This is a genomic window from Bacillus oleivorans (assembly GCF_900207585.1).
GTDB classification, from domain to species: domain Bacteria; phylum Bacillota; class Bacilli; order Bacillales; family JC228; genus Bacillus_BF; species Bacillus_BF oleivorans.
The window spans coordinates 204,725-218,825 of sequence record NZ_OAOP01000003.1 but is presented as its reverse complement, the minus strand read 5'-3'; the positions used below and the strand labels follow the sequence as shown (position 1 = coordinate 218,825).

General features: G+C 36.0%; 17 protein-coding genes. 4 read left to right on the top strand and 13 right to left on the bottom strand.

What is annotated here, in order from left to right:
• Positions 1-89: 89 nt before the first annotated feature.
• On the top strand, positions 90-974 hold the full coding sequence (locus tag CRO56_RS08335) for a LysR substrate-binding domain-containing protein (protein WP_179714215.1): 885 nt from the start codon (positions 90-92) through the stop codon (positions 972-974).
• Positions 975-1,075: 101 nt separating this feature from the next.
• On the opposite strand, the gene CRO56_RS08330 is transcribed toward CRO56_RS08335, so the two are convergent.
• Positions 1,076-1,585 carry a VanZ family protein gene (locus CRO56_RS08330; RefSeq protein ID WP_179714214.1) on the bottom strand — a complete coding sequence of 170 codons (510 nt, stop codon included), beginning with the start codon at positions 1,583-1,585 and terminating at the stop codon, positions 1,076-1,078.
• A 987-nt stretch (positions 1,586-2,572) separates the two neighbouring features.
• Here CRO56_RS08330 and CRO56_RS08325 point away from each other — a divergent pair.
• Together CRO56_RS08325 and CRO56_RS08320 are read left to right on the top strand one after the other, a co-directional pair.
• Positions 2,573-3,118 carry a TetR/AcrR family transcriptional regulator gene (locus CRO56_RS08325; RefSeq protein ID WP_097158150.1) on the top strand — a complete coding sequence of 182 codons (546 nt, stop codon included), beginning with the start codon at positions 2,573-2,575 and terminating at the stop codon, positions 3,116-3,118.
• Positions 3,119-3,563: 445 nt separating this feature from the next.
• Positions 3,564-4,604 (top strand): NAD(P)-dependent alcohol dehydrogenase, encoded by a 1,041-nt coding sequence (locus CRO56_RS08320; RefSeq protein WP_097158149.1) that lies wholly within the window; start codon positions 3,564-3,566, stop codon positions 4,602-4,604.
• 311 nt (positions 4,605-4,915) lie between these two features.
• On the opposite strand, the gene CRO56_RS08315 is transcribed toward CRO56_RS08320, so the two are convergent.
• The 12 genes from CRO56_RS08315 to CRO56_RS08255 form a co-directional block, all read right to left on the bottom strand.
• Positions 4,916-5,665 (bottom strand): hypothetical protein, encoded by a 750-nt coding sequence (locus tag CRO56_RS08315; RefSeq protein ID WP_097158148.1) that lies wholly within the window; start codon positions 5,663-5,665, stop codon positions 4,916-4,918.
• Between the two features lie 160 nt (positions 5,666-5,825).
• Entirely contained in the window at positions 5,826-6,062 is a 237-nt protein-coding gene (locus CRO56_RS08310) for a hypothetical protein (protein ID WP_097158147.1), read from the bottom strand.
• A 15-nt stretch (positions 6,063-6,077) separates the two neighbouring features.
• The gene (locus CRO56_RS08305; RefSeq protein ID WP_097158146.1) at positions 6,078-7,040 is read right to left on the bottom strand and encodes a hypothetical protein; all 963 of its coding nucleotides are present in this window, start codon (positions 7,038-7,040) and stop codon (positions 6,078-6,080) included.
• A gap of 452 nt (positions 7,041-7,492) precedes the next feature.
• Complete coding sequence (locus CRO56_RS08300) at positions 7,493-8,059, bottom strand: DUF4256 domain-containing protein (RefSeq protein ID WP_097158145.1); 567 nt, start codon at positions 8,057-8,059, stop codon at positions 7,493-7,495.
• A 118-nt stretch (positions 8,060-8,177) separates the two neighbouring features.
• A complete protein-coding gene (locus CRO56_RS08295) occupies positions 8,178-8,993 on the bottom strand; it encodes a nucleotidyltransferase domain-containing protein (RefSeq protein ID WP_245855711.1) in 816 nt (271 codons plus the stop codon).
• A 109-nt stretch (positions 8,994-9,102) separates the two neighbouring features.
• Positions 9,103-9,615 carry a GNAT family N-acetyltransferase gene (locus CRO56_RS08290; protein WP_097158144.1) on the bottom strand — a complete coding sequence of 171 codons (513 nt, stop codon included), beginning with the start codon at positions 9,613-9,615 and terminating at the stop codon, positions 9,103-9,105.
• 137 nt (positions 9,616-9,752) lie between these two features.
• Entirely contained in the window at positions 9,753-10,103 is a 351-nt protein-coding gene (locus CRO56_RS08285; RefSeq protein WP_245855708.1) for a hypothetical protein, read from the bottom strand.
• A gap of 600 nt (positions 10,104-10,703) precedes the next feature.
• Positions 10,704-11,177, bottom strand: coding sequence for a GNAT family N-acetyltransferase (locus CRO56_RS08275; protein ID WP_097158142.1), 474 nt, complete (start codon positions 11,175-11,177; stop codon positions 10,704-10,706).
• A gap of 294 nt (positions 11,178-11,471) precedes the next feature.
• On the bottom strand, positions 11,472-11,654 hold the full coding sequence (locus CRO56_RS08270) for a hypothetical protein (protein WP_097158141.1): 183 nt from the start codon (positions 11,652-11,654) through the stop codon (positions 11,472-11,474).
• 101 nt (positions 11,655-11,755) lie between these two features.
• Positions 11,756-12,391: a VanZ family protein gene (locus CRO56_RS08265; RefSeq protein WP_097158140.1), complete on the bottom strand. Its 636-nt coding sequence runs from the start codon at positions 12,389-12,391 to the stop codon at positions 11,756-11,758.
• Between the two features lie 117 nt (positions 12,392-12,508).
• Complete coding sequence (locus tag CRO56_RS22830; RefSeq protein ID WP_097158139.1) at positions 12,509-12,709, bottom strand: hypothetical protein; 201 nt, start codon at positions 12,707-12,709, stop codon at positions 12,509-12,511.
• A 349-nt stretch (positions 12,710-13,058) separates the two neighbouring features.
• Positions 13,059-13,475 carry a carboxymuconolactone decarboxylase family protein gene (locus CRO56_RS08255; protein WP_097158138.1) on the bottom strand — a complete coding sequence of 139 codons (417 nt, stop codon included), beginning with the start codon at positions 13,473-13,475 and terminating at the stop codon, positions 13,059-13,061.
• A 123-nt stretch (positions 13,476-13,598) separates the two neighbouring features.
• On the opposite strand from CRO56_RS08255, the gene CRO56_RS08250 reads away from it, so the two are divergent.
• Entirely contained in the window at positions 13,599-14,039 is a 441-nt protein-coding gene (locus CRO56_RS08250) for an Lrp/AsnC family transcriptional regulator (protein ID WP_097158137.1), read from the top strand.
• Positions 14,040-14,101 lie beyond the last annotated feature (62 nt).

The following is a 14,101-nucleotide window of genomic DNA, read 5'->3' as shown; positions in this document are numbered from 1 at the left end:
ACTGCACTATAATGATAAATACTTATAAGACTTAAATAAATATGGATTCTTGATAACGACTATAGCAAAAACTTATGGGAAGTGACTTGATGGAACTGAAGCAATTACAATACTTTTCAGAGGTTGTAAAGCAGGGAAGTTTTACAAAAGCTGCGATTGCCTTATATACCTCCCAGCCAAGTGTAAGTAACGCCGTTAAAGAGCTCGAGAAGGAGTTAGGTGTGGAGCTGCTTATCCGCAGTATGCGAAAAATCGAATTAACGGATACAGGAAGATTGATTTTCAGCTATTGTCAGCAAATGGAACATTTATTAGGAGAATTTCAACAGGATTTAGATGCCTTAAAAACAAATAAAACCGGGGTTGTCAGAATGGGAAGTACATCAACAATTGGGGTACAATTTTTTGCAGACGTTATTGCAGACTTTAGAAAAACATATCCGGATATCACCATAAAATTTACGGAAAGCGGCTCAATACCGTTGAAAAAGGCACTTTTTGATGGAGAATTGGATGTCATTATCGTGCACACACCGGTGGATGAAGCACTCTTTAACTATTTCATCTTTTTAAAAGGGGATTTGCGATTAATTGTATCAAAAAATCACCCGCTTGCAGCAGCTAAAAAGGTCAATTGGCAAACGCTGCAGAACGAAAACTTTATTCTGCTGCCTGAAGGATATAAAATTCGCGAACTCATTCTTTCGGAATGTCATAAAAATGGCTTCCCGCCTAAAATCATCTGTGAAACGTCGCACTGGGACTTTTTAATTGAAATGGTTAATAGAGAACAAGGCATAACCATATTGCCGCAAAATGAACAGAAACCATTAGATTTTGGCAACCACAATATTTGCGTTATTCCAATTGAAAAGCCTGTTTATTGGGAGCTAGGCATCGGTTGGCGGAAAGAAGGCTACAGGACTTATGCAGCAAAAACATGGATCGATTTTTTACAAGCGAGGTTATTATGAACCTCCCATGACTAAAGTCGTATGATTCCTGCGCGTCGTGGTTTTTAGTGGAATTACAAAAGCCGCTGTGACGGCAGCTGGATCTTAATGTAATGAACCCGTTAGCCAAAGAAATGAATATTTAATTTAGAGACACTAATTACTCCTACTCTAAAAATCAAGTAACCAAGATAGGCACCAACAGTATTTAAAATAATATCATCAACATCAAATTGACCAATAGCAAATATAAGCTGGATTAACTCATAAAATAAGCTAACTGTAAGTCCTGCAAACACTATCTTTTTTGCACTATATAGTTTTTTTGATAACGTCGGTAAAAATATTCCTAACGGTATAAATGCTACAACATTCCCAATTAAATTATCGTACCGGATATTGCTGCTTAAGTCTGAAATAAATAAATAATCTATTATAGTTTTAAATGGTATGAAATTACTGCCTTTTATTTTCCACAAAACTTGCTGTGTATCGATGTTTAATAAAACACTATAATCGAACAGGTTTAAACGGAATTTAAAAAGGATTCCAATAGTTAAAAATACTAAGTATATGACGAATAACATCCATGCTGCAATTTTTATTGAGGTTTTCATTTTCTTTCTTTTCATTAGTTTCCCCCGTGATAATTGCTGAGTTTCTTGATAATCCGATATACAGTTAATACAATTAAATATAATAATTGTATCATCGTTCCTTCTTAAATGAACCTCCCTCATAAAAACAAATTTAAAAGCAGTGATAATTGAAATTTCACTGCTTTTGGAAATTTTTATATATTCCCTTTTACTAATTTTAAATAATCACAATTGTAAAAGGCTACAGGAGATAATTCATAATGACTAAATGTTAAATTAATTAGTTATGCAAAAGATTTTTTTGTCCACTATACATGTAGTTTCTTAATTATTTTGTTTCGACTGCGGGAAATGTATCAAATACATGTTCAGACTGCCTATTGGGGTTTTGTCTATATTGGCGATATTATTCATATACGGTGGAGCCAATATTATTGGAAACATTGTTGTTGCTGCATGCAGTAAGAGTAAGAGATAGCAGTAATCCAAGTTTGATAATCAAACTATGGAAACTTCCCAACGGAATCAAGAATTCTCTGAGATTGGGAGTGGGGCTGAACTTGTTGAATTCGCTGATTATGAGCAGGGTATCATGTATACGACTGTTGATCGAGGAAGTATTCAATGGAGAAATCTGGATAAATAGTAAGGAAGCGATTGAAGCGGCGCAGAACGGAGAGGAGTTTCCAACCGGCACTTAACACCCTCCTAGGTTAAGAATAAATCGTTTATTCATCTTGTTTTCTTCCTTATTTCTGTTTTATTGTCTTGTTTTTTACCTTGTATTTGAGCTTCTATCTAGCTTATCTACTCTTTTTTTGTTTCCAGATTGTCTATTCTAATAATCTCATTTCTGATTTGATCTACAAATAAATCATCATTGATTGATTAATCAACACTTGTTTATAATTATAAATAGAAACACTTTGCTTACAATCGTTAAATGAACGTAATTTGTTGATTACTCAACAATGTAATCGAAATTGTTAATTATCTTTAGGAAAGTTTGGTGATCATACAATGTCTAAAGTAGATAGAAGAATAACCAAAAGCCAAGAAGCGATTAAAAAGGCTCTTATCGAACTGATGGCTGAAAAAGGTTTTGATAGCATTACCATTCAGGATATTGCTGACAGGGCAAATGTTAACCGGGGTACCATTTATCTTCATTATTTAGATAAATTTGACCTATTAGATAAGATTATGGAAGAACATATAATCAACATGCGTAATTTTTGCGAGTCGGCAACGGAAATGGATTTCATAGAATCGACTGTACACTGTATGGAATACTTTGAGAGTAATTATTTATTCTTTTCAACGATGTTAGCGAGTGAAGGAGCCCGATATTTTCGTGGTCGCTTCCTTCAGTTTAATATTGAAGAGTTCAAGAAAGATGTAGACATAACAAAAGGAAAAAATGATGGTCAAGATGAGGATGTCATTGTTCAATTTGTTGCAAATGCTTACGTAGGGGTAGTGGAATGGTGGTTAAAGAATGAAATGCCTTATTCGCCTCGTGTTATGGCAGAAAAAGTAGGGGATTTGTTAGAGAGGATTGTATAGTGATCAGCTATGAAAAACCTCCCTTAAAACAGGAGCATAAAAAAAATTATGCTCTTGCTCTAATTTGAATTTCATTTGAAGCCAGCAATTGTTCACAATCTGTTTATTTAATAGAAATAGGAATAGAGTATGCAATACGAGCTGATGAAAAAATCAGCTTTTTTTATTGTCTTTGGCTTTTGATTATTTTTTCTATGACTCTAGATATTTTGATGCCACCAATTTTTTCGTAAGATAATCAACAATTTGGATTCATTTGTTGAATAAACAACAAATTGCATTCATTTAACCATTGAAAGCGACCCGTTTCTATTTAAAATAATAAACAGATGTTGATTAATCAGCCTATCGTTACCTTTCGATCTTCTTGGTTTATGTGGATGCAAAAGCTATCAGAGGTTCAGGCTGAAGAAAAACAAAAGAAAAGTTACAGGAGGTTTTATTCATGATAACTGCTAAAGCACGAGCTGTCGACGGCCCAGACAAACCTTTTCGAGCCGCTGAAATTAAAAGACGCGAACTTGATTCGCATGATGTTCTGATTGAAATTAAATATGCAGGCATATGCCATTCTGATATCCATACTGCTCACGGCGAATGGGGTCCCGTGCAATATCCGCTCGTACCTGGACACGAGATTGCGGGAGTTGTTACGGCTGTAGGACCTAATGTTACAAAATACAAGGTCGGTGACCGGGTAGGGGTCGGATGTATGGTTGATTCCTGTGGCGAATGTGAGAACTGCCGTAAAGGAGAAGAACAATACTGTCTGAAAGGAAATATCCCTACCTACGCTGGTGTTGACAAATACGGAGAGCCAACTCAAGGTGGCTATTCTACCCACATTGTCGTAACTGAGGACTTCGTAGTCAGAATACCTGATAACATTGAACTTGATGTTGCAGCACCATTACTTTGTGCAGGTATTACAACGTATTCACCACTAAACCATTGGGGAGCGGGTCCAGGTAAGAAAGTAGCGGTTGTTGGTATGGGCGGTCTTGGTCATATGGCTGTTCAAATTGCACATGCCATGGGTGCAGAGGTCACTGTTCTGTCTCAATCATTGAGGAAAAAAGAAGATGGTTTGCAATTCGGTGCTAAGGACTACTATGCCACAAGTGATCCTGAGACATTTAATAAGCTTGCTGGTACTTTTGACCTGATCATTAACACAGTAAGTGCACAAATCGACATTAATGCTTACCTCTCCCTGTTAACGCTGGATGGTACATTAGTAAATGTTGGTGCGCCTGCGGAGCCATTGGCACTAAATGTGTTCTCTCTTATTCCTCATCGCCGTTCATTTGCAGGGTCAATGATTGGGGGCATCCGTGAGACTCAGGAGATGTTGGAGTTCTGTGCAAAACATGACATTGTTCCTAAGATTGAAGTAATTTCAGCCGACCAAATTGACGAAGCCTACGAACGCGTATTAGCTTCAGATGTGAAATATCGATTCGTGATTGACATCAGTACAATGTGAGTTGTGTAAATGATAAATTCTAAAGGTAATTTCGAGGGTGTCTTAAAAGTCTAACTTTTGGGACATCTTTATATATATATATATTGCCTCCAAAGCTAATTAAAGAAAAAGCCGATTTTCCTTTTCCCAACTAGGATGAGCGACTTTTTCAATAACTTTGTGAAGGAATATACTTAAACTAAACTGACCCGTTAGCTCAATAACTTCCACAAAAAAAATCCTTCCTGGATCAACGCACCGGTTATATTAAAAAAAAGAAAAATTAGACCCTTGAACTAAATTCTAAAGTCTTTTAAGACTAATAAAAATTTTTATGGAAGAAACATCGAATTTGCCACATATATCAAATCGTTAGGTTGAGTAACTATACCCTCAATATCAATTGTGTATTGTAATTCATCGTATTGGAAAATTAGTTTATAATTATGTGACGAATCTCTTAAACAAAGTGCCTTTTCACCATTTTTCAAAAAATATAATTTACTACCAACATCTTTATACATATCTAATTCTTTGTCTTTTGGTTCTACTTTGAGATTTATTATTCCATTTTTTTCGTTATTTTTATATTGAATATTTGCTACTTCACCTTTGATTTCCCCATCTACGTGAGTAATATCAAATGGAAAGCTAGATAGTCCAAGAATGTTCTTGCTAAACTTTTTCTTATACGCTTTTATAATGTTCAACTCATTCATAAATGGGTTAGAACCATCATAAACAACCCTAATGTCAGTAATTTTGTTCTTCTTATAAGTGACTTCCCAGATAAAAGCCATTCGGTCTGGCGCATTTTTTCCATCATCAAAATATGCAACGGACACTCTCACATTGCCCTTTGGTGAAGGTAATCCAGAAACTCCTCTTATTGGGGTATTTTCACGTATCTCTGGAATATCAACATCTGAATCTACATATGATCTTGCCTCTTCTTCCCCTTTTGTAACTAGCGTACGGATAAAACTGCTTACTACATCATCATTAAAAGGTTTAGCAATTGCAGTCTGTACACATGTGGAAAGTAGTCCGATAGTAGTTAATATAATTAATAACCTATTCATTTTCATCACCAGTATTAAGTTATCCTCAAATCATAGATATTATTATTCAACTATCCTGACCCGTTAGACCTAATCCATATAAAAAGCGTCATTCCCACAGATCAACGCTACATTGAGTTCTACTCTCTGCCTAGCCTAAGCGACAAAAGGTATCGTTCCTTTAATTTTCCTTAATATTTATATTCCTTATGATTAAGATAATAGAAAATAACATTAACAATATAAACCCAATCAATGACAATATATCAGTAATTCTAACTAATAATTCTCCGAATACATTTCCTCCATAACCACCCTTGAATATTCCGAGCTTTGAATCACTAAATATAGGATTATTTAAAAAAGCAAGGGTAGCACTCCCTATAATACAATAAAGTAGTTTTGTATTTTTCCCCATTTAAAATTTCCCCCTTTATCTCTCTCTGCGCATAGCTCTCCGGCGGTCATGCAGTACCATCAGGATCACCATTCCCATCATCACGCCCAAAACACTGCCTAACTCCGTGGTCACCACATGTGCTATCGGGGACTCCAGTGCAGGTTGTGCATCGGGCCGAGTGGAGGACAAACGGTTGAAGAGGTTAAATGAGAACAGCATTCCTGACGAAACCCAAGCTGCTGCCATGGGAGGGAAGAACGTCTTCGACCCACGGCGGGTGGTCAATACCAACACTCCCCAAGCACCCGCGAAAGCCCACACACCCGTACTCAACGACAATAGATGCCACCATAAATCGCGGTTATCCAGCATGCCAGGGTTGATACCAATCGTTCCCCCAGCCGACCAGAATATCTTAATAATTCCAAGCAGGACACAGCCAGCCGCTACAAGCCTGGCCATCGTGATTTGAATGTTTTGGCTGTTGCCTGGAAGTAATTCGATGTCGATTGGACCGCTAAATGCCTCTGGCCAACGTGCTTTAGCGTATCCCGCTAAAGCGAAAGGCAGGCAGATTCCGACCCCCACCAGTGAGACCATTACTAAAATCTGCTCAAATATCCAAACATGGGCTGTTCCCGACTGCTGATCGCGTATCATAGCTGCAGGTCCAAGCACCGGTGCTAGCAACACCATTGGAATTAGTAAACCAGTACCTACCCAGACGGGCAAGGCAACCAACCAAGCGGGTAACCGTTCTCCCCATTGCATGCTGAACGCTAACGCTAACAGGATGCCGACTACAGCGAGAACCATGGTCACGGCATTTGCAGTGCGCCAGCTTGGGTCGCCCATTTGTTCGGTCGGCATGAAGAATCCGAAAGTCCAAGCAATTTTGATTAAAAGATAAGGCGTTACTGCTATAGCAGCCGCATAACCCCAAATTCTACGCTTCCTCATTAATTGTGAAATGGGCTTCTCTTTCTTTACTGACATGAAGTCACCTCGGCAGTCAGACTAGTGTGGTCAATAAACTCTGCCTCTACAATAAATAGAACCTTTTCAATTAAACTCTTATTTTTATTACTATTTACAACCAAACTAGACACACCCTTAAATTAAACTATAAAGTTAATAAAATTTGAGGACTCCTCATGAAGATAATCATTATATCTTATTCCCGCCATCAAAACCCTATCTAATCTTAACATAATATTCCAATTGTTAATCCCTTATTTTAAAAAACCACCAAAATAAAAAAAGGCCGCCTTCATAGACGGCCATTTTGTGTTAATTCATCTTCAGCTAACCTGCTTCTTTAGTACAATAACTTCAATAAAAAAGCGTTAATCCTTCTTGGATGAACTCACCCTTTAGTTGAAGAATGAAATTAAAGCCTCTCCCCAGGTGATCCGTTCTCAAATTCAAATTTGGCTGTTGTGCAAAATTTAGACCCTTAGCGAGCCACGGAAACCCCTGGCAGCATAGTAGGATTCTGCTCCATTGTGGTACACAAAGACAGTATCGTAGCGACGATCACAAAAGATTGCCCCTCCGTGTTTTCTAATAGTAGCAGGTGTTTTCACCCAGCTCGATGTTTTCATATCAAAATTTCCAAGTTTCTGCAACTCCCGGTATTGTTCTTCCGTTAAAAGCTCAATGCCCATGGCAGCAGCCATATCAATAGCGTTATTTTCTGGTTTATGATTTTTCCTTGACTCCAGCGCTTCACGGTCGTAACAAACACTTCTGCGACCTTTAGGACTTTCAGTTGAACAATCATAAAAAATGTATTCGTCCTTCTTTTTATCATGACCAACAACATCCGGTTCACCGCCGGTTCTTTCCATTTCATTGAGCGACCACAGTTTTTCACTATTAGCTTCCAGCTTTGCTTGGACTTTAGCCCATTCAAGATCTTTATGGCGGTTCATGTTTTTCTCAAAACGAGCTTTCAATGCTCTGAGTAATTCTTCACGTTTTTCTAGTGACAACTCCTTATTTCTCTTTGTCATATTAGTTTCCCCCTTATTGTTTTTACTCGTAGTGGATTAAGGACTAAACTGCCCCGTTAGTTTAGTAACTTCAACAAAAAATGCCTTAATCCTTCTTGGATTAAAGCTACCCGGTAGTTCAGGGAGAAAGATTGGCTTCATGTGCAAAATTCGCACTAGCCCATTCACCCTCTCTCTTAAACAACTCATATACAGCCTCACGGTCCGTCGGCGGTTCATCGATCCAATTTAGCAGTATACGAATAATAGATTTTTTATCTGGGAAGTGGTGGATAAAGACTTCAGATTGCTCGTGAAGTCGTGTTGACCAAATCTGAGAACGCACCATCACCATTGAATAGTATGTTCGAATGAGTTTACGAGCGAAGCTTTGTGAAAATGTTTTGAAATCTTCGTTAGAAGCTGTTTCTAACCTATTTAACGTCCTAGTAAGAGCCTCACAAATATCACCATTGAAGCGAAGGGCTATCTCTGATGTAAGTTTGTACGGACCAAATCGTCCTCCTAAATCCTCTCCGTACACACAAACACAGAGTTCCTTAAGAAATGCATTTTCGTAATAATTTGAAGGGTCAACCGTATAGTCGTAATATGCAACAGCTATACCAACATCACGAACCAGAGAACGATACTTTTGAGACAGTTCTCCAGCAAGTTTTTTTAATTCAGCCAGCTTAACCGAACTCAGTTTGCCATAAAACAGAGCGATAAGGTCTAAATCTGATTTAAAAGCAACCGCTTCACCTCTTGCTACGCTACCGTACACATAAACACTGTGCAACTGTTGATGAAACAAATTTCTAAGACTCTCGACAGATTCTCGAATGCAAGGCACATAGACATTATCAATTTTATCGATACTAACATCGCTTACAATAAATCCATTAGGGTCTAGACCGTATCCAGGTCTTAAAATCACCATTTCAATCTTCACCCTCTTCTCTTACTCCTGCATTTTCCTAATTATACCACCAAGATAATGTGGACAAACAAGTTTCTTATTGAAGTAAACTGCCCGTTACTTTAATAAAAAAAAGCATATCTTAAAATGAAAACCTATATTGAATTAGTTGATTCTCTCTTCCTATGTATTCTTCACTACCAATTCTACTAACTTCTTTAAATCCTATCTTCTCAAGCATTTTTCTTGAGCGTATATTCGTTTCATGTGTTTCTGCATTAATTACTGTAATTCCTAAATGCCTTGAAGCATAATCCATAATAATTATACTTGCGTTAAATCCAAATCCTTTTCCCCATAAAGTACTTTCACCAATTGCTATGCCTAATTCAGCAGAATTATCTTTAATATGGGCTAGATCTGCATATCCGATTATCCTTTGGCCCATTTCTATTGCCATTCGAATAAAATCTTCAGATACATTATTTACACAATGTAGCCACCATCTATATAATTCTTGTTCGTCTCTATCTTTTTCCCACCCATTTACTAAACAAAATGTATCATCCTTACTCCAATGTAAAACATACCTAAAATCATCTATCAATAAAGGTCTAATTTTTATGGATTGAACCTTATTACTTTTTAAACTCATTTCTTTCCCCCCTAATTCCCCTAGATAACTTCTCCTTATTCAACTCTACTGCTTCGTTAGTTCAGTAATTTCCACAAAAAATACGTTAATCCTTCTTGGATCAACGCTACCCGTTAGTTCAACAAGAAAATCCTGCACTAATCCCAATAATTGAAGATGACTTCGCCAATTCTTTTAGGCTCCCAATAAGCTACTTGTTCCAACTCAGCACCATTCAAATTAATATCATTTTGTAAGATACCTTTTTTAGGATCAGGTTTTAAAACTAAAGGTTCATTTAGTTCCTTTACACTCAAAACTTTATAAAATGAATTAAACTGTTTTAGTTCGGGTACATCAATAAAATTTATCTTTCCAAACTCAACAACTGAAGCAAAAGATAGATAAGGATAGTGTTCATTAAGTAATATATGAAAATGCTTATTAAAAACTTTAACTTCAGTGTCATAAAAATTCATTGGATATTGCGGTTCTTTAAACTCTAACACTTTACCTCCACTACGATTTACGATCGTAGCACACCTGTTTAAATTGTTTTCCATCAACTTTAGGAGGCTTATTGTTCTTCGAATTATAAAATCCAGTTATACCATTAGGTAGTTTCATTTAATCACCATTAAAAAATTTTGTCCTTTATTAAAAATCCATTCTTCCACTCTTCTGCTCCGTTAGTTCAATTAGGTTGTGCACTTCTCTCAATCTCGTTTAACTTATTTAAAAAATTCTTTATTGCTTGTCGAGCATAATACTGATGATTACTCTCTATTTGGGTAAAGATTATTTCCTCTAATTCGTTATCCATTTGTAACAACAACTTATCTATACTGTGGAAATCGGGTTCAGGTGTGACTACAGTTCTTAACCGTCCTTGCAATTCTACTAAGTCAAATTCCTCTTTTTCATATCTTTTACATAGATTCCGAAGGTCATTTATTAAACGCATTTGACCAATCCTTCCGTATTATTCAACCTCTTTATTCAACTAACCTGCTTCTTTAGCTCAATAAGCCTTAACATAAAGAAAGAGAACAATTCTTGCTGCAGAATTACGCCCTATAACGTAATACACACTATATTTTTAGATTTCTTTAATTAAGGGTAAGAATAAACTCCTCCACATCTTCGCCACGTGCATTAGAAAACCCACTGTCCTCACCAGTAATCATGAATCCACATTTCTCTAGAACCTTAAGAGATCCGGCATTGTCTTTCGCGGCACGAGCATAAAGGGGACGAGTTGTAATGTGCTTTAGAAATTCCCGTAAAGCTTTTGTTGCGATTCCTTTTCCCCAATATTCCTTTCCAATCCAATAGCTAACTTCTGGTTCTCCGAACTGCTCGAAACATGAAATATGCCCAACCACATTCTTTTCGACAATAATCGTCTGCTTTATAATTTCCTTATCAGTAAGAATTTTGTTCCAGTGTGTAGTGAAGCCATCCCAATCACTGGGGTCTTTGCTCGTAAAGGCAGCCATATGGTTCGCTTCATGGTTCTGTTGATGTTTGAAAAAAATAGGAAGATCATCCTCAATCACATTCCGAAGCATTATATTACTCATCGAACTCCCCCTTTGTCATTTACTTTATTTTAGCAAACATGTGTTCCTGTTTCAATGGATTTTCAGAATACTAAATTCGTATTATGAACAAAAATAATCTCTAATCAAACCACTTTTTTTGCCACTAATAATACTTTTCCTTAATCCGTTTAAACTGCTCCGTTAGCACAAAAAGAAAAAGAGCTGCGAACAGCTCATTGTACTTGAACTAAAGTACTCGTTAGTTGAACAAATTAGTTACCTTTATTATTGGTTCTTTGTAATCGAGAAAGTCTTCGTTCTAAATAACCTAAATCAAATGTATATCTGTTCAAATGTATCTTCAATGGCATCCATTACTATACTTGGATATTCACCGTTCAACTCTTTTTCCAATTCCTCAATATCAAGTTGTATCAGTTGAATAGCTTCTATGATTTCGTTTTTGTTAATCATCCGATACACTGGTCTAATCCTTTGTGATGGTTTAAAATTCACCTATTCCACATCCCCTATGAATTTTACATTATTTTAACCTAAGGTACGTTCCTAACAAAATTTTTATTATTCAACAAACCTGCTCCGATTGTTGAAGAAGATTATTTAATTAGTGCATTGAATGTCTTATCTGATTTTTTATGATAGATTGTACTGGAAACCTTGAAGCACCAGTATCCAAGATACCCACCTACTGTGTTTAACATGATATCATCAATATCCGTACTTCCTGCTGAAAATACTAACTGAAATACTTCAATTGAAAATGATACAAAGAAAATAAACACTAATGAACTTACTTTTGTTGTAAACTTCCTATAGAGAAAGTGAAGATAAATTCCTAATGGGAATAACATAATAAAGTTCCCAACAATTTGACTATCAAAAAAATGATAGTCTCTAAAAATGTTAAATGGTTCTAGATTGATACTTCTTAACCAAAATGTATTGGTTAAGAAATTCTCAAGTGACATGGGGAAAAGAGTTAAGTAAAATACAGACATTACATAAATATAGAAACTTGCTTGTATAACCATCTGGAAAGTGGATTCCTGTTTTCTCGTAAGAACATCAAACAATACGAAAATAAATAAAGGTACTGTGTTAAGAAAAATATTTAAAATAGGAGTTACCTTTAGCTCATTGTGTAATAGATAACCAAATCTTGCATTCACTATTTCTATAACCAATAAAAAAAACGGAATTACTATTAGTATCTTTTTTAACAAATCACTCACCGCATATATCCTTTCAAATTAGTTGTTTTCATCCTTTTGCTCCGTCCCGATCTCATTATTTACTTTTTAACTAAACTGCCCCGTTAGTTTAAAACCCTTTTGAAAGAAATGGGGAGTCTACACATTCGTGTCTCTTTTGCTTTTCTGTTTATTGTATTGATAAAGACCGTTAACTTCTTGCAGCGTAAATATAATTACCATCAATACTCCCCATACTACTTCCCGCATAATATCTTCTGTATCTGGCGGGTTCCAAACTCCTACTTTAGGAGTTTTTAGATAAATAATTTCTGATACAACAATTATGGAAATAATCATCGCGGAAATAAATGGAACCCAATACCAACTCTTTCCGGTTTTCTATTTGGTTTTGGCAAATTATCACCTCTTCTTCATCAAAACTAATATGTTTTTGATAAGTATTTGTTGCTATCTTCTTTTTGTCCATCATGTCCTCCTCTTTAAAAATTCCTCTTCAAGCCTCTTAAAATCAGCATCTAATAAACTAATTTTAACATAATATTCCAGTTTTGAGTCCAAGAAATAGAAAACAAAAGAAAAAAGACCGGCACCAGCCGATCTCTTAATCATTTTAATGGAAGTAGATTTTACCTTTACTATTCCTATCAACGATTTAATTTATTCATGGGTTATGAGTTACATATTGTTATGCACTCGGAGATTCTAATTTCATCATAGCGCCAAAATACTGTGAAGCAGTAGTAAATGTAATAAACGCGCAAAGCTCGCTGATTTCCTCATCTGATAGGTACTCTTTCAACACATTAAAGGCAGTGTCTGGAATATCCCCTTTTTGTTTAATAAATACCTCTGTAAATCCTATTGCAACAGATATTTTTTCATCGTAAAAGTGAGGTTCAGGTTTTCCTTTTGCCTTACAATACTCACAACCATTTTCATGTGCTAAAGTTCTTCTTACCTGTTCTTTTAACAGCGATGATAGTTTCCCGTCTTTTTCCAGCTCATCTCCCAGACGATTCCACGCAATCATTATTTCCTTGTTATGCCCTAATAGCTTTTGAAACGGGGTTTCCCCGTACTTTGATTCTTTAATTCTTGCCATAATCAAACCCTCCTTGTAGTATGTATAATATCGAATTATTTTGTTGTTTCACATTAAATGGGTATTTAAATTTTAATTTACTCTTTACCAAATTAACGAAAATAGGGGGATTATCCTTAAAAAATGAAAATTGATTCTGTTGATAGAAAAATAATAGATGAATTAAGTGAAAACAGTCGACTTTCGATGAGTGAACTGGGTAGAAGAATCAATTTATCTTCTCCTTCTGTAACAGAGCGCGTAAGGAGAATGGAGTCATTTGGAATCATAAAAAAGTATACATTGGAAGTGGATTATGAGAAATTAGGACTTCCAATCCAATGTATTATAGAAGCAACAGTTAAGAACGGGGACTATAAATCTTTTAAGAAGCTTATAGAGGGCTTACCAAATGTTGAATTTTGCTATCGGATCGCAGGAAATGCCTGTTATATGCTTAAAATGCAATTTGACACTTTTGGCAAGGCAGAAGAATTTATTGATAGTGTGAGTCCATATGCTCATACTGTCACACATTTCATTTTTTCGCAGGTCCACACTCATTCAAAAATTAGTTCCTACTAACACATTATTAAGTCTTGATGAACTATCCTGTTCTATAAAAATCGCTTTAACCCCTCTTGGAT